Origin of the sequence: Clostridium sp. CM028 (assembly GCF_030585565.1) — a bacterium.
GTDB classification, from domain to species: Bacteria; Bacillota; Clostridia; order Clostridiales; family Clostridiaceae; genus Clostridium_AD; species Clostridium_AD estertheticum_B.
The window spans coordinates 357,034-373,848 of the sequence record NZ_CP077766.1 but is presented as its reverse complement, the minus strand read 5'-3'; the positions used below and the strand labels follow the sequence as shown (position 1 = coordinate 373,848).

The following is a 16,815-nucleotide window of genomic DNA, read 5'->3' as shown; positions in this document are numbered from 1 at the left end:
TGCATTATTCAAATTCATATGCATTTTACTTTTCTTTGAGTATCTACAACCATCACTGTGATACTTTTCACCTGTTACAGTATATACTGTAACGCTCTTATTTTGAGTTATTTTGACTTTTTCTCAAGGGATGAATTAACCACAGGGTGTTTAATATTAAACCTACCTTAGTGTATTAATAATTAATCAATACACTAAGGTGTTATACCATCATTGAACAAATTTTATTCGAATATATATTGTACTAATTTATTATCCTATAATATATTTGTGATTTTTTTCATATATTTTGTTTCTTCTTCATCTTCAATTAGTTTTTTCGCCATATCATTTTTCTTGTTATTATCAATTTTATCTTTTATACTTTTATCTAGATCAAATAAGTATGACCAGTCTTCTTCATTTATATTTTTCGGTCTATCCATCTGTAATTTATTGCATTTTAAAATTCCATTAATCAATTGTAGTTTTTCTTTGTATTCTTCTCTCTTTTCGTCAATCTCAATTTTACCCTTTAAATCTAATACTATTATTTTAAAATCAATATCTTTAATCCAAGCAGGTTTTTCCTTTTTAATTAATTCTTTCGGATTTTTAGTATAACAAAGTATTTTAAAGGCAAGTAGTTCTAATCTATATGCCTCATGCTTTAACTCATAAATTTTTTTGTCTTCCAAATATTCTAGTGGATGATTATTTATAAATTCAATTGGAGACTTTATAGAATATAATTTACTTAATAAATTTTGTAAATACAACTCTTTTAAGAAATTATAATAATCCAGCCACTTATCTTCTAACATTCCATTTTGTTTTTTTTCTTTTAATAAATCTAGTATTTTATCTGTATTAAAATAATATTGACTAGCATTGTATTTTTTTAATAATATAAATACATCAAAAATTTTATTCTGTATTATATTCCATATATCTTGCTTAATATTTTGAGGTTTATTCAAACCTAAAAGCACTGAAAAATCATTGTAATAGTTTATTTCCATAACTATTTTTTTGATTTGTTCCTCTAATACCTCTGTAGATTTTTTCAATATATAATCCCATTCATTGTTATTAATATAAGAAGGCTTATTATTATTTAAAAATTTATAGCATGTACTAAATTCAAGTTCTCTAATATTTCTAGGATTTCTGTTTTCTCCTACAAATTCATCTATAGCGACTTTACGGATATTTAACCATTTTTGTCTTGATACATAAATAGGCTTTCTTTTTTCTAATATTTTCTTACTTTCATAATATGCCTTACGTTCTAAATCATTAATTAACATATTTTTTAAGAAATTATTAAAACACTTCATCTTATCCACCTCGTATATAATTATTTTTTATCCGTTCTTACATATCCATATTATATCATAATTTACATAATATTTTATAATTATGAAAAATTTGGTTAATTGATTTATCAACTTTCTTAGTAAACCTAATATTTTTGCAAACTAAAGAACGAAAGTAGTATTTCTCCTACTCTAATTGTGTAAGTCATCTCCTGCGAATCTGCAATATTAATGACTTCAGAAGGAGATTTATACTCCCACTAAGTTTTACTCTAATGTGATATAAATATTACATTAGAGCACTCTTTCATAGGGTCTCGTATATTACCATCCTTTTTGCACGACAAAAAAAGAAGCTCATCTCTAAGCTCCCCTATTATTCTACGGGTAATCTTACCCTTAGCTACTTACCCTCAATACCTTTCATACCTTTCTCAATTTCTTGGTTTATTTTATCAGCTTGTATTTGAGTAATTACACGATTTTCTACTAATGTACCTAATCTATTAATACTACCTTTAACTTGCGACACATTTTTTGTTGCCTCTTCCATTACTTTATCTGACTGGGTTTGTGTTATTGTCTTAGCCGTAACTAGTCCTTTAAGAGTGTCAGAGTAAATTGTTTTTGTTGCTGTTGGAAGGATAGCTTTTTTAGTAGTATTAGTCGGCGACTTCATGGAATTACAAGCAGTAAATAGCAAAATAGATATACTAATTATAATAAATGTTGAAGCAATTTTTACATTCTTCATTTTTACACACCATCCTAAGATTATTTGTTCTTTATATTATTAGGATAATTGAATTAAAATATACTATTTTTGATACTATACAAATTCCTCTTATATTTACCACCATATTTTCTGTAAAATAAAAAAACACCTCCAATAACAGATACATTGTGTATCTATTATTGAAAGTGGTTAAATTCAGTATATCATTGTCTTAAATTTTCTACGGTAACATGTATATCATTATACAAACATCTAAATTTCTGATGATTGCCTGCAAACCATCTATCCCTCAAATTCCTCAGGGTACTCTGCATTGTGATAAACGTCCTGCACGTCATCATCATCTTCAAGTGCATCTATAAGTCTTTGCACTTTACCGGCGCCTTCTAGGCTAATAGGTATCATGTTATCTGGTATCATTGTAACCTCTGCAGAAGCAAATTCAAAACCCGCTGTTTCTAACACTTCTCTTACAGCTCCAAAAGTTTCTGCAGCTGTAATTATTTCAAACATTTCCTCTTCTGCATTAAAATCTTCTGCACCCGCTTCTAATGCTACCATCATTATCTCATCTTCATCCATAGTTTCATTTCTTTCTATGATGATTTGTCCTTTTTTAGCAAACATCCAGCTTACACATCCAGCCGCTCCCATGTTTCCACCATGTCTATCAAAAGCATGCCTTACAGTTGCCACACTTCTATTTTTCTTGTCCGTTAGCGTCTTAACTACTATAGCAACGCCTTCTGCTCCATAGCCTTCATAAACTATTTCTTCATAGTTTACGCCTTCAAGCTCTCCGGCACCTTTTTTTATTGCTCTAGTTATTGTCTCTTGAGACATATTATTAGATTTAGCTTTTGCAACTACATCTCTAAGATGAGCATTAATATCTAAATTAGACCCACCATTTTTAGCTGCCATTATTATTTCTTTACCTAATTTTGTGAATACCTTACCTCTTATAACATCAATCTTACCTTTTTTCTGTTGTATGTTATGCCATTTTGAATGTCCTGACATTTGATATCCCCCCCAACTAACTATTTTTCATATGAAATATTCTAACCTTCTCTAATAAATACCAATATTTCTATCAATTGGTTTTAAATACATTACATTCCCATTATATCATAGAAATAAAGCGTTTTTCAAATAAAAAAAGAAAAGTATATATACTTTTCTTACATGTGTTAAGTCATCTCCTGCGGAGCTGAAATATTGTTAAAGGATAGAGTTTATAATTTCACTATCATATAATCTATGTTCTAATTTGAAGTACATTTTTGGATCTTCTTCATAAAACAGAGCTTTTCCTGAAGTAACCTGGGTTATTTCTGCCCTTAATTTTTCTAGATTACTAAACTGACAAAGTATTTTAATCCTCACTTTGTCAGTATATTCTACGTTCTCTATATAAAAATTTTCTTTAGCACAGACATGTTGTAGCTTCCCTAGTAAATCGTATTCAATTAGTATATCTATTGAAATACCTTCAACCTTTTCCACTACCCCTGCCTCTTTAATAGCTAGTGATGCACCTTTCGAATATGCTCTTGCAAGGCCTCCAGTGCCTAGAAGAATTCCTCCAAAATATCTGGTAACTACCACCGCTACATCTGTAATATCACTTTTTTTCAAAACTTCTAGCATAGGAATTCCTCCCGTACCTTGAGGCTCTCCATCGTCACTATACCTTTGTATCCCTCTGTTTTCGCCAATTATATAGGCATAAACATTGTGTCTTGCTTGTTTGTGTTTATTTTTAACCGCTTGGATAAATTCCTTAGCCTCATCTTCGCTTTCAACCCTTTTTCCATGTCCTATAAAAATGGACTTTTTCTCTTTAAATTCAGCGATTGATTCATCTTTTATTGTAAAGTAACCCATTTCAATTCTCCCAACTATTACTGAATATTCCAAATAAAAATTTAATATCCCACTCTAATTTCTATTTATATTTGCTCCATTAGTAATAAAAACCTCTCAGCAGCATCAATTATGTATTTTTTTTCTGTGTTGTCATATATGTATTTTATTTTTGTAATAGCTTTTTCACTTTTTATTTTACCTAGAGATTTTATTGCATAGCTTATTACTTGTGGATTCTCATCCTCTAAGGCTCTAAGTAATGCTCCTTCAGCTCTCGCATCTCCCATTTTACCCATAGCTGAAACTGCCATTCTCCGTACATTTAAGAATTTATGCACGGAAGCTTTGATTAAAATGTTTAAACAAGATTTTTCTTTTAATTCTCCTAATATCCAAACTGCGACTTCTTTATCTTTAGGGTGCATCTCCACATAACTCGTTTTTATTAGCTGCGTTAATTTATTTTTATTATCCTCTTCCAATGAATTCAAGAAATAAATTTTATCCTCTTTCCCTGCTTTAGCAATACTCTTAAAAAGCTCATCAGTATCATTGCTATGCACTAAAAATCTATATTTTATTTTACCATCTATAATGTGTTTTTGCACAATGGCATTATCCAAGTTTCTAATTTTACATATGGCTTCCATAGTTTTCCCTTCCAAAAACAAGAAATAAGATATCTCTTCGTTAGAATATTTGCTAATGCACAACCAATCAACGTCCACTAATCCCTTTTTCAAAAGCTCCTCTCCTTACCTTGTAGCCATTTTTTTCTACTTTCCACTTAGTATCTCTGAAATAATATTAATTCCTTCTTCTATTTCTGGTTTTCTTATTTCTGAAAAACTTAATCTAAAGTAATCATTACCTTCTTTAGCATTTTTATAAAATAAAACCCCTGGTGTTATTAAAACTTTTCTATGCTTACACAAATAAAACAATTCCATGGAATTAATCTTCAAACCAGTAGCTATCTTAAAATAAAAATGAATTCCCCCTCCAGGGGTATAACAACTAGCCTTTGCACCCATGTTTTTTTCTATACAAGTTATCATAAAGTTATATTTGTCCTTATAAGCCATATTTAGACGACTTATATGTTCTTTCCAAAGATCCTTATTTATATATAAATCTAAAGCACGTTGCATAAGACTTGAAGTTGATATATCTGTGTTAATTTTGGAATTTTGAATATGCTCCTTGCATTTCTCTGGTGATATCATGTATCCGAGCCTTATTCCTGGTAGAAATATCTTTGAAAAACTCTTTATATAGATAACTCTATCAAATATGTCTAAGCTCTTAAAACTCTTATATTGCTTTTGGTCATATATTAGTTCAGATAAATAATCGTCTTCAACGATATAAAAATCATATAACTCTGCGAGTTCTAATATTCTTAGCTTTTTCTCCAAACTATAGGTGGCCCCTGTAGGATTTTGAAAATAACTCATGGCATAAAAACATTTTATCCTATTCTTTTTCAGTATCTCTTCAAATTGAAGTAAATTCACACCATCCTCTAACATATCAACTTCAAATATATTTGCCCTTCTCCATTTAAAGACCGTTAGTGCCCCACCATAGGTCGGCTTTTCTACAACAACGTTATCATGAACATTTATTATAGATTTTGAAACTATATCAATACCCTGTTGCGCACCTGAGAGAATCAATATATCTTCAGTGTTTACCTTATTGTCCCAAAAAAAACTACTTATACTATTTCTAAGTCCCTCATACCCCAAAGATTCCTTATAGGCAAATGCTTCCGTGCCATCTCTATCTAATACCTCATTTAATACGTCTTTAAAGACTGTTACAGGGAAATATTCACTACTTGTAATTTCTCCTGTAAAATCTATATATTTTTTTAGGTCTTGACCAGAAATTTTTTTTAAGGTATTAGAATATTCCTTTTTAAACTTACTGTTTGTATCCCTTCGTTTAGCGTAAGTTCCGCTCCCCATCTTTTGATACGCATAGCCCTCAGCTTCAAGTTTTTTATAAGCACTAACTACGGTAACATCATTAACCACCAACAGTTTTGATAATTTCCTTATTGAGGGTAATTTTTCACCGTCGTCAACCATATTTTCATCAATCATTTTTTTTATATGCTTTGATATCTCTATATACTTAGGAATTTCGGAGATAAATTTAATTTCATACTTATGCATATCTCCACCTATCTATCCCGAAAATGTTAAACAAAGTAAACATTTTGATTAAATAAGATTTTATCCTTGTTTATCTTAAAATCCCTAATTTCCTTTTTAATAATATTTCTTTCCCAAAGTTTATTAAGCAACTCTTCCATTTCTATATCAAAATCCTTAAACAAATCCTCCGTCATAATTTCCTCAGCACTTAAAAACTTATCTTTTTCTCTCATATAGTTTAAAAGCAGGCTACAATTACTCTTAATACTTGAGTTTATGCTTTGTTCTAAAAATGTCATAGTTTCTTGAATTGTCTCCACTGTATTTGATTTTTCAAAAAACAATTTATCAACGCAAAGTTTAAAGTCTTCATTTAAATTAAGCGCCATAGTCATTACATCCTTACTAATCATATATCCCGACGAGTTGACAAATAATCTTGAATACTTCTCTATACATCTTATCGCAGTACTATAGGCCGTATATACACCATCACTTGATAAATATTTTTTACATACGCCAATATCTTTTAAGAGTTTTCCTAGGAAACACATTCCCCATCGCTCTCTATCTACATCCGGGAAAAATCTACCACCGTCGTACCTTACTGTTATATCCATATCTTTTGAGAATATAAGTCTTGAGGATGAGAAAATTCTATGTATATATCCGCCCTTTAGATTATCAGAATAAAGTTGTATGAATTTTTCCTTACCCATGAGTTTAATATGAATAGGAACACCCTTCTCTTGTGCATATATGTCCCTAATCTCACTGAATTTCTCCCTGACAATTACGAAAATATCAATATCTGATTCTTCCCACAAATCGCCTGTTACCATACTTCCAAAAACCATTACTGATAAAACAGATTCGTCGATTTTTATTCTATCTACTACACTATTAAAAGCTTTCTGATATTGCAAAATAGTTTTCATCATTTCCTTGCCTCCCCCAAGTTTTTATGTGCCTTATAATTTTAAAATATGTTTAGGTGTCTTAAAAATCAAATTCCTAAATGAATATTTTATTAACTTTAATTCTCTCATAAAAATCACAATTACTGCACTGATATATATGAACACAAAACTGATCTTTGTCATCAATCTCCATATTAGCAGTATAATCATCATAAAATTCTTGTATTATTCCTTTATCGTTCATTATAGCACTACATTTTTCACAATTACAAATATTCCTTTCTAAATTATTGCAAACAGGACATATTTTTTTCATGATATTACCTCCAAATTCATTATCATATCTATTTTTACCAGTTTTTATTATAATAATCTTAATAAAAAAAAGAAAAGCATATAATTTTCTAATAAAAAAATAAAGAGAATCAAGTTTAATATTAATAACCCTGTTCTCCTTATCATTATGAAGATTATTTACAATCATGCTTTGATAATTTCAGCATGTTATCAACTTTACATCTTAACACTTTAATTAAATCTTCAGAAATTTCATTAACGTCTTCAGCTAAACCTAGAGCATTTTTTATTTCTGAACTGCGTCCAAAATTTGTATTCGACATATTACTTGCAGCGGTTGAAAAATTAATAGATGCAAGGCCTAATGTATATAGAGTGTCTATTAACGGTCTTATGTCATTTTCAAAATACGCACTTGCTTTAAAATCTAGTTGCAATCTATCTAATTCGAATCTTAAAACATTTATATTTACAACCTTATCTGCTAATGATTTAACGTCAAAATTATTGGATATGTCACATATGTCACAGGTATCAAATTGACCATCATTGGGTACCTTATCTTGTTCATTAATATCATTTATAATTTTTTTAATTAGTTTATTGACGTTATACTGATTTATTTTTTTGTTTTTTCTCTTTTCATTATCTGGATTTGATTTTTCTTCTCCCATATCTACTCCTAAGTTCTTTGATAAATGCTTCGGACCTAATATTAAATTATATAAGATGCCCATTGACTTTATTACACTTATGAAGATTTTTTTATAAAAAAGAAATTTCAACTACACTAAAATATATTTTTCACACTTATTATAAACTTCGTCGTCCCCTTGTACTGACATAAGCGTTCCTTCTTCAATATACTCTTCTGTATCAACCTTTGATCCTCTATGCAAATATGCCACTATTGCCTGATCAGTATATGGAATAAGCACCTTAAATTTTTTAAGAGTATATGGAAGGTCTTTACAAGTTTCTTTTAGAAGTTCCTCCAAATTTGTACCATCTTTAGCCGATATTTCAATTGATTTCAAATTCTTATATTTTTCTTTGATTTTCAAAATATTTTCTTGTGAGGCTTTGTCAATTTTATTCAACACCAATATTGTTGGCTTATCAATTGCGTTTAATTCTCTTAGAACCCCATCTACAGCCTCTATTTGTAGTACTGCGTTTTCAGATGATGCATCTACCACGTGCAGCAACAAATCTGAATATACAACTTCTTCAAGGGTTGATTTAAAGGCCTCTACTAAATCATGGGGAAGTTTCCTTATAAAACCTACTGTGTCAGTTACTGCTGCCACTCTATTATCAGGCAATAGTAGTGCTCTTGTTGTTACATCTAGAGTTGCAAAAAGCATATCTGCTTCAAACACTTTTTCTTTTTGCACAATACTTTTTAATGCTGCTACATCGCATAATGCATTTCTAAGTGTTGATTTTCCAGAATTAGTGTATCCAACTAAAGATACTTTTGAAATGCTATCGCGACTTCTCTTTTCTCTTTGCACATTTCTAGTATTTCTTATTTTTTCAAGTTCTTTATTTAATTCATAGATACCTTCTCTTATTCGCCTTTTATCTATTTCTAATTTTTTCTCTCCAGGTCCTCTTGTTCCAATTCCCGCACCTGTTCTTGATAGTATAGTTCCAAGTCCTGTTAAACGTGGTAATCTATATTTTAATTGTGCAAGTTCAACTTGAATTTTTGCTTCCCTAGTTCTTGCTCTTCGTGCAAATATTTCTAGTATTAGTGTAGTTCTGTCTATAACTTTACATCCAAGTACTTCCTCCAAATTTCTAACTTGAGAGCCTGATAATTCATCATCAAAGATTACTATATTCGCTCTTATTGCTTGCCTAAGACCAGCTACCTCTTCTGCTTTACCTCTACCTATATATAAAGCCGAATCTATTTTATGTCTATTCTGAAGTACTGTATCTATAGTTTCTACATTACATGCTTTTGCAAGTTCTGCAAGTTCTACTAAATCATCTTCACTTTCTATTCCTACTAAAATAGCTCGTTCTGAATCATCCTCAACAATTTCACTTGTTTTCATTAATTTTTCAATATATCTAATTTTGTCTAAAATATCATATTCCATTACTTCATTTATAGTTATTGGTCCTATTTCTTCTTCTATTAAAATGCTCTTTTCTATTCCACAAAAACCTATGTTATACTTTAAATTCTCTTTTTCTCCTATACCAATAGCTACTATACAATCTAACTTTAATTTTGTTAAAGCTGACATATCCAGCGCAGATAATCTTGAATTACCATTTGGGTGAGTGTGTACTACTTTAACCCCCGATAATCGACCTTCTCTTATATCGATTATAGGCAATTCCACTGTACTACTATCACCAATTGCCATACTAATTATTTTACCTTTTCTATCAATTGCAGCGCTAATTTCTCTATCCAAATCTTTTGTTACCTCGACTAGTATGTCTACCAATTCTTCAGACAAAATGCAATCTTTGGAAACCGTTATATCGCAAGCATTTTCCAATTTATTTAAAATTGAATTTTTAACTCCACCAATATTTCCATATATCAACGTAAATCACTCCATTCTAATAATATTTAACAAGTATCCTTATACTTATACTTGACAACTTTCATATAATTTTATACCATTAAAGCATTAATGTAAATATATATAGAGGGTGGGATTAACATTGGATAATAAAAAAAGAAATATTCTTATAACTAAAGACCAAATTGATGAAAGAATAGAGCAACTTGGTGCTGAGATTTCGAAAGATTATTGCGAAAAAAAATTATATATTCTTTCATTATTAAGAGGTAGCTTTATATATACCGCAGACCTTGTGCGTCAAATTACTGTGCCTACAAAAATAGGATTTATGACAACTTCAAGCTATGGTGATGGTGAAGAGTCTTGTGGATCAATTAATGTTATAAATGATATTCCTGACAATATTGAAGGTTTTGATGTATTAATAGTAGATGATATTGTTGATACTGGAATAACTATGGATTTCGTTGTGGCTCACGTTAAGTCTTTAGGTGCCACCAGCGTTAAATCTTGCGTTCTTTTAGATAAACCACTTAGAAGAAAAATTGAGATAACACCTGATTATTGTTGTTTTGAAATTCCAGATCTTTTTGTAGTTGGGTATGGATTGAATTACGGAGATTACTATAGGAATATACCATACGTATTTAATTGGGAAGACTAATAACCTTCTATATCAGAGAAGTCCATATTAATGACATTTCAGAGGGAAAGTCGTTAATATTGCAGCTCCGCAGGAGATTATTTAATAACTCACTTTTTCAATACTTCTTAAATACATATTGTTAGTTTATAAAAATAAAGTACGTTATTATTAATAGCGTACTTTATTTTTTATATTTTTGTTAATCACTACCACTATTGCCCAGTTTAAAATCTGTACCATTTAAATCTAATTGAACTGCAGTATTAGGTGTTTTTCCCACTATAATAGTTTCAGCAATTGGTACTTCATTAGCTACTTCGATATCATTACTTTTTAAAGGCGCAATTACTTTAACGGTAGTTTTTACTTTAACATAAATTTTATGCCTTGTTTGATTTATACCTGCACTTTCAAACTCAGAAGAATATTTAGTTTCTACATGGCCTATCGGCTGCATTTTTATGGTTACTTTAGGGCCATAATAAGATAAAATACTATTTCTTGTTATATAACCTATTGGGATTTTCATACCAACCTCCCCCAATTTCATAAGTTCCTTTTGGGATTCTAAAGCAACATCACATGCTATTTTATTCATTTTTAGAGTATCCGCTTTTAGCATTACAATATTCCCCTGTGAATCTTTATCCACTCTTATAACCTGGTCGTAGTTAAATTGCTTGGAATATTCACTAATAATTGATCTATTTACAATCTCTGTAGCCTTTGCTCTCATTTCCGCATCCGCTACCGCCATTACCGTTGGCATTACGGTTTTATCAAAAATGTATATGAATATTGTAAAATTTATCATAATTATGGCTATAATTATTAATATCCTAACTTTAATTTTATTTTTGATATTTATTACCTCCATCTAAGGTTATATGCTATTATATGTAACTTTTTTACGGTAAAGAATTTAAATATCCAACTCAAACTCAATATTCTATATTAAGCCACATTCAAATAAATACCATGATTATATGGTATAATATTAAAAGCTAATTATAGTTAAACAAGATGAATTTTTAGAAGGCGGAAAGCTACTTAATAAGTGTTTTCAGCTCCTGAGAAATGCAAGGAGGATACTTAATGGAAAAAGAAGAACCTAATAAAAAAAAGAAAAAAGAAACTGAGAAACATGTTTTTAGAACCCTTGTTTTTACTTTTCTAATTATAGCCTTAGTAAGCAGTGTAGTTATTGGAGGAGCAGTTCTAGCTATGATTAAGACAGCTCCTATCTTAGATATTAATGAATTTTTAAAATTGGATGAGATTACAATGTTATTAGACGATTCTGGAAAGACTATGGATGAATATGTTATTTCACAAAGAAGAATTAATGTACCTATTAATAAAGTTCCGGTCATCCTTCAGGATTCATTTATAAGTATTGAAGATGTTAGATTTCAAACACACCCAGGTGTTGACTTAAAAAGACTTGGTGGTGCTATTTTTAATGATATAAAGATAAAAATAGCTGGTAGCGGTCAAAGTCTCCAGGGCGCTTCAACTATAACTCAACAATTAGTTAAGTATAGAGTGTTTTTAGAAGATTCTATGGAAAACAGAACTTCTATAAAGAGAAAAATTCAAGAAATGTCTTTATCCTTACAAATTGAAAAAGTTTTAACCAAGTCTCAAATTTTAGAGACTTATATGAACACTATTTTTCTAGGAGGAAATGCTCATGGTGTAGAAGCAGCCTCTCATCAATATTTTAACAAATCTGTTGAAGATTTGACCTTAAAACAATGCGCTTTTCTTGCTAGCGCTGCACAAAATCCTAGTGTTTCATATAATTTGGCATCTAAATCAAATAAAAATAAAGAAGCTTTTGATTCAAATAGAACAAAGGCCGTTCTTGATAATATGTACAATAGTGGCAAAATCAGCAAAGAACAATTTGATTCAGCTATGGCTGAAGATTTAAATTTTAGTTTTTCACAAAAAGATGCAAACAAAATGAACTATGAGTACTTCTCAAGACCTGTACTCCTACAGGTTGCTGAGGATTTAATGAAACAAAATAATATTAGTAAAAAGGAAGCATATTCAATGCTTATGTACGATGGTGTAAAAATTTATACAACCATGAATAGAGATATGCAAAATGCATCACAGAAACTAATTGATGATCCTATGAAATCAACGCAAGCAGGCCTCCAGGCAGCCTGTGTTATCACAGATTATCATACAGGTGAAGTTAAAACTATTATAGGTGGACGTGGTGACCAAGTTCCTATGTCTTATAACAGAGGTGCGTCGAATGACTACTTAAAGGCTCCTGGATCAAGCATTAAGCCACTAACCGTATATGGTCCAGCTATCGATTCAAAAACAGCTACAGCTTCTACTATTATTGAAGATTCACCTATACCTGAAGACATTGGCAAGAAATATTCTGCTCCAGGTACACCTCCTTATAATCCTAGAAATTCCCCGCTTGGATATAAGGGATATTTACCTCTTAGAGATTGCTTAAAATATTCTGTTAATGTTGCAGCTGTTAAAATTGAGGATATGATTGGTCTTAAAACTGGCGTTTCTTATGGCGAAAAGTTTGGGTTGCAGTTAGATGACCAAGATAAGAATAGTATATCTGCTATGGCCCTTGGACAATTAGATGGTGGTACTTATAAAGGCACTAATCCTCTCACTATGTCAGCGGCATATGGTGTTTTTGGTAACAATGGGCTACGTACAACTCCCAGATTATACACTAAAGTAGTCGATAGATCTGGTAAAGTATTGCTTGAAACAAAACTTGAAACAAAACCTGTTTTATCTCCTCAAAGTGCATACATTATATATGATTTATTAAAAGGACCTGTAAATCCTGGTGGTACTGGAACAAATGCTGTTTTTGGCGACATGCCAGTCAGAGGTAAAACTGGTACTTCTTCCGATTCTAAGAATCTGTGGTTTGTTGGTTTAACTCCATATTACTCTACAGCTGTTTGGATTGGAACCGATAAGGGAGATGAACTTAAAAATATTGGAAGTAATGATGCCGCTTCACTATGGGGAAATATTATGAAAAAAGCCCATACGTCTCTTCCAGTGAAAAACTTAGAAATGCCTTCTGGTATATCTCCCTATTCCGTATCAAAAGATTCAGGTGATATACCTACTGATTTAACTTATGCAGACCCAAGAGGCAATAGAGTTTACTCCGAACTATTTATTGATGGAACTCAACCTACATCCCTTGATAACATACATGTTTTGGCTAAGGTTATCAAAGACCCAAGTGGTAAATATGTTCTTGCATCAGAATTTACGCCACCTGGAAAAATTGAAACAAAAGTTTTTATAAAGAGAAATTATACACCTAATGTATTTCTAGAGGACTCTGCTTATGTATTACCAACAGCAGTTGACACCTTTTCAAATAATAGTATATTCCCCCCAGTTGCCACTCCTAAAGCTAGCATTCCTAAAACTAAAGGTAACTATTTTACTAAGCCTTAACACATAAATAAAAAACTACTATCAAATATTTGATAGTAGTTTTTTATTACCCTTTAGTTTTAGGATTGAATAACAACGCCATAATATATCCAAAGAAAATTGCAGCAGTAATACCGCCCGCAGTACCCTTTATACCTCCTGTAAATGCTCCTATAATACCAACTTCATCTACTTCCTTCATTACACTTTTAGCTAAACTATACCCAAACCCAGGAAGAGGTATACTTCCACCTGCTTTTCCATATTTTATCACCACATCATATATATTTAATGCACCTAATATTACACCAGCAGTTACAAATAAAACTAGTATTCTAGCTGGAGTTAATTTAGTAGTGTCCATAAGTATTTGACCTATTATGCAAATTATCCCTCCAACTATAAAAGACATAATATAATTATTCATTTATTCACCCCCAAACTCTATTGAAACGGCATGAGCAATTCCTGGTATTGTTTCTCCTTGAAGCGGTGAAGTTGAACTTAAAAGTGCACCTGTGGAAACTAGTAGTATTCTTTTAAATTTTCCCTTTAGCATATTTTTTAGTAAGTACCCTGTTGCAACCACTGCAGAACATCCACACCCACTACCACCCGCATTAGTTCCTTGGGTCTGCGCATCGAAAATTTCCTCACCACAGTCAATGTAATGACCCTTCATATCGTACTTATATTCTAGTAATAGTTTTTCTGTAAATTCTCTTCCTATAATGCCCAAATCTCCAGTAGCTATAATATCATAATCCGAAGGCTTTCGACCCGTGTCCATAAAATGTTGTTTAATAGTGTCTACAGCCGCTGGCGCCATTGCAACTCCCATATTATTCACATCAATTATTCCATAATCTTTGACCTTTCCAGTTGTAACATGGGTAACATATGGAAATTTACCTTTTTTTCCCAAAATCATTGCTCCTGCACCTGTAACGGTCCATTGCGCTGTTGGAGCTCTCTGACTTCCCATTTCCAGTGGCAATCTAAATTGCCTTTCAGCTGATGAGAAATGTGATGAAGTAGCTGCTATAACATAATTAGCCAGCCCACCCTCCATTATCATTGAAGCAACGCTTAAAGACTCTGCCATAGTTGAGCAAGCTCCATAAAGTCCTAGGAATGGTATATTCAAATCTCTAGCTGCAAAACATGAAGAAGATAACTGATTTAATAAATCACCTGCTAGTAGATAATTTATATCAACTTCTTTTAGTTTTGCTTTTTTTATGCCCTCTGATACAGCAGTATATAATAAACTAGTTTCAGCTTTTTCAAAGCTTTCAGTTCCATTAAGATCATCTTCTAAAATCCGGTCAAAATACTCTTTTAATGGTCCCTGCCCTTCCTTAGGCCCAACTATATTATATGTACTGATAATTCTAGGTTTACTTTCGATTTCTACTGTTTGAAGACCAATTCTTCTACCCATTTTAAATCACCACCTTAAAAAATAATATAAAATTCCTACAATTACAGATGACCCTATTCCATATACTAAAACGGGCCCTGCAATAGTAAACATTTTAGCTGCAACACCAAAAACAAAACCCTCTTTTTTAAATTCCATTGCTGGTGAAACGATTGAATTTGCAAACCCTGTAATTGGCACAACAGAACCTGCTCCTGCAAAATCACCTAGCTTATCATATACCCCTATGCCAGTAAGCACAGCTCCCAGAAAAACCATAACTATAGATACATATGTGCCTACCTCATCTTTAGGAATACCAATTCCAGAAAAAATGTCACTGATAAATTGTCCTATTACACATATTAAGCCTCCAACCCAAAAAGCATTAAAACAATGCAATCCTAAATTAGGTTTAGGGATGTTATTAGAATTAAGTTTATCAAATTTTTTTCTTATAGTTTTTTCTTCCACTTTCATGAAATGTCCTCCTTGTCGCTTTTAATAGTCACTACTAATCATTTATTATATTGTATTATGCAAATATAATATGCTAATTCTTTATGTTAGTATTTGCATTAATATTATTTTTAGTCAAAAAAAATAAGACGAATTTATAGATAAGGAACTTCAAAATTTAAAATTGAAGTTCCTTATTTATATCTCATCTTATACACTCACTTTTATTAGATCAACTTTTCCCTCATTATTTTCAAAACTTTTTTTTCTATTCTCGATACTTGTACCTGGCTAATCCCCATCATTTTTGCAACTTGAATTTGTGTATTATCTTTAAAATATCTGAGCATAATTATTTGCCTTGATTTTGCATCAAGTTTTCTAAGTGCTTCTTTAAGGGAAATTTTATCTAAAACCTGATTATCTTCTTCGTATTTTTCACTTAATTTATCTATTAATAGTACTGGGGCACCATCATCTTGGTGTATTGTATCAAATAAATACAGCATATTGCTAGCAGACTCTAATGCATATACTATATCCTCTTTTTCAATTTTTGAAAAAACCGACAGTTCATCAATAGTAGGCTCCCTCCCCAATTCTTTGGTTAGAGTATCTTTATCATAATGTAATTGTCTTGCAGTAATCTTAACGCTTCTACTTACTTTTATAATTCCATCATCTCTAAGAAATCTTTTAATCTCTCCCATTATCATAGGTACGGCATATGTAGAAAATTTCACATTATACTTAGTATCAAAATTATTAATTGCCTTTACTAAGCCAATACATCCAATTTGAAATATATCATCATACTCATATCCCCTATTAAGAAATTTTTTACTTATTGATGAAACTAATGGTAAATTCATTTCCACCAACGTATCTAATGCACCCGGTTCTTTATTTCTAGCCAATTGAATAAGTTGCATATTATCTTCATAAGTATAGTTTTCTTTTCTTACTATTTTTTGATCCATAATATTCC

17 protein-coding genes are annotated in these 16,815 nt (G+C 31.0%); 2 read left to right on the top strand and 15 right to left on the bottom strand.

Going from position 1 to position 16,815, the window contains the following annotated elements; genetic code table 11:
* Positions 1-257 precede the first annotated feature (257 nt).
* The 10 genes from KTC94_RS01800 to hflX all read right to left on the bottom strand — a co-directional run bounded on the left by KTC94_RS01800 (position 258) and on the right by hflX (position 9,861).
* Positions 258-1,319 (bottom strand): hypothetical protein, encoded by a 1,062-nt coding sequence (locus KTC94_RS01800; protein ID WP_220319534.1) that lies wholly within the window; start codon positions 1,317-1,319, stop codon positions 258-260.
* Positions 1,320-1,701: 382 nt separating this feature from the next.
* Positions 1,702-2,052, bottom strand: coding sequence for a hypothetical protein (locus KTC94_RS01795; protein ID WP_220319533.1), 351 nt, complete (start codon positions 2,050-2,052; stop codon positions 1,702-1,704).
* 264 nt (positions 2,053-2,316) lie between these two features.
* Positions 2,317-3,057 carry a YebC/PmpR family DNA-binding transcriptional regulator gene (locus KTC94_RS01790; protein WP_220287813.1) on the bottom strand — a complete coding sequence of 247 codons (741 nt, stop codon included), beginning with the start codon at positions 3,055-3,057 and terminating at the stop codon, positions 2,317-2,319.
* Between the two features lie 201 nt (positions 3,058-3,258).
* Positions 3,259-3,924 carry a YigZ family protein gene (locus KTC94_RS01785; protein WP_165413409.1) on the bottom strand — a complete coding sequence of 222 codons (666 nt, stop codon included), beginning with the start codon at positions 3,922-3,924 and terminating at the stop codon, positions 3,259-3,261.
* A gap of 65 nt (positions 3,925-3,989) precedes the next feature.
* Positions 3,990-4,649 (bottom strand): HEAT repeat domain-containing protein, encoded by a 660-nt coding sequence (locus tag KTC94_RS01780; RefSeq protein ID WP_220319532.1) that lies wholly within the window; start codon positions 4,647-4,649, stop codon positions 3,990-3,992.
* Positions 4,650-4,682: 33 nt separating this feature from the next.
* Entirely contained in the window at positions 4,683-6,089 is a 1,407-nt protein-coding gene (locus tag KTC94_RS01775; RefSeq protein WP_165413407.1) for a PLP-dependent aminotransferase family protein, read from the bottom strand.
* Between the two features lie 26 nt (positions 6,090-6,115).
* Positions 6,116-7,012, bottom strand: a complete 897-nt coding sequence (locus tag KTC94_RS01770) for a nucleotidyltransferase domain-containing protein (protein ID WP_216302769.1) — start codon at positions 7,010-7,012, stop codon at positions 6,116-6,118.
* A 73-nt stretch (positions 7,013-7,085) separates the two neighbouring features.
* A complete protein-coding gene (locus tag KTC94_RS01765) occupies positions 7,086-7,307 on the bottom strand; it encodes a hypothetical protein (RefSeq protein ID WP_165413405.1) in 222 nt (73 codons plus the stop codon).
* A 154-nt stretch (positions 7,308-7,461) separates the two neighbouring features.
* Positions 7,462-7,962, bottom strand: coding sequence for a hypothetical protein (locus KTC94_RS01760; protein ID WP_216302768.1), 501 nt, complete (start codon positions 7,960-7,962; stop codon positions 7,462-7,464).
* 111 nt (positions 7,963-8,073) lie between these two features.
* The gene (gene hflX, locus KTC94_RS01755) at positions 8,074-9,861 is read right to left on the bottom strand and encodes a GTPase HflX (protein WP_220319531.1); all 1,788 of its coding nucleotides are present in this window, start codon (positions 9,859-9,861) and stop codon (positions 8,074-8,076) included.
* Positions 9,862-9,982: 121 nt separating this feature from the next.
* Between hflX and hpt the strand changes: the two genes are divergently transcribed.
* Positions 9,983-10,507, top strand: a complete 525-nt coding sequence (hpt, locus tag KTC94_RS01750) for a hypoxanthine phosphoribosyltransferase (protein WP_165413402.1) — start codon at positions 9,983-9,985, stop codon at positions 10,505-10,507.
* Between the two features lie 181 nt (positions 10,508-10,688).
* On the opposite strand, the gene yunB is transcribed toward hpt, so the two are convergent.
* Positions 10,689-11,366 carry a sporulation protein YunB gene (gene yunB / locus KTC94_RS01745; RefSeq protein WP_165413401.1) on the bottom strand — a complete coding sequence of 226 codons (678 nt, stop codon included), beginning with the start codon at positions 11,364-11,366 and terminating at the stop codon, positions 10,689-10,691.
* 218 nt (positions 11,367-11,584) lie between these two features.
* Here yunB and KTC94_RS01740 point away from each other — a divergent pair, with 218 nt between their 5' ends.
* Entirely contained in the window at positions 11,585-13,966 is a 2,382-nt protein-coding gene (locus KTC94_RS01740; protein WP_220319530.1) for a transglycosylase domain-containing protein, read from the top strand.
* A gap of 46 nt (positions 13,967-14,012) precedes the next feature.
* On the opposite strand, the gene spoVAE is transcribed toward KTC94_RS01740, so the two are convergent.
* The 4 genes from spoVAE to sigF all read right to left on the bottom strand — a co-directional run bounded on the left by spoVAE (position 14,013) and on the right by sigF (position 16,807).
* The gene (gene spoVAE, locus KTC94_RS01735) at positions 14,013-14,372 is read right to left on the bottom strand and encodes a stage V sporulation protein AE (protein ID WP_165413399.1); all 360 of its coding nucleotides are present in this window, start codon (positions 14,370-14,372) and stop codon (positions 14,013-14,015) included.
* Positions 14,373-15,389 (bottom strand): stage V sporulation protein AD, encoded by a 1,017-nt coding sequence (gene spoVAD, locus KTC94_RS01730; RefSeq protein WP_216303694.1) that lies wholly within the window; start codon positions 15,387-15,389, stop codon positions 14,373-14,375.
* A gap of 6 nt (positions 15,390-15,395) precedes the next feature.
* On the bottom strand, positions 15,396-15,848 hold the full coding sequence (spoVAC, locus tag KTC94_RS01725) for a stage V sporulation protein AC (protein ID WP_165413397.1): 453 nt from the start codon (positions 15,846-15,848) through the stop codon (positions 15,396-15,398).
* 206 nt (positions 15,849-16,054) lie between these two features.
* Positions 16,055-16,807 (bottom strand): RNA polymerase sporulation sigma factor SigF, encoded by a 753-nt coding sequence (gene sigF, locus KTC94_RS01720; RefSeq protein WP_165413396.1) that lies wholly within the window; start codon positions 16,805-16,807, stop codon positions 16,055-16,057.
* Positions 16,808-16,815: the final 8 nt, after the last annotated feature.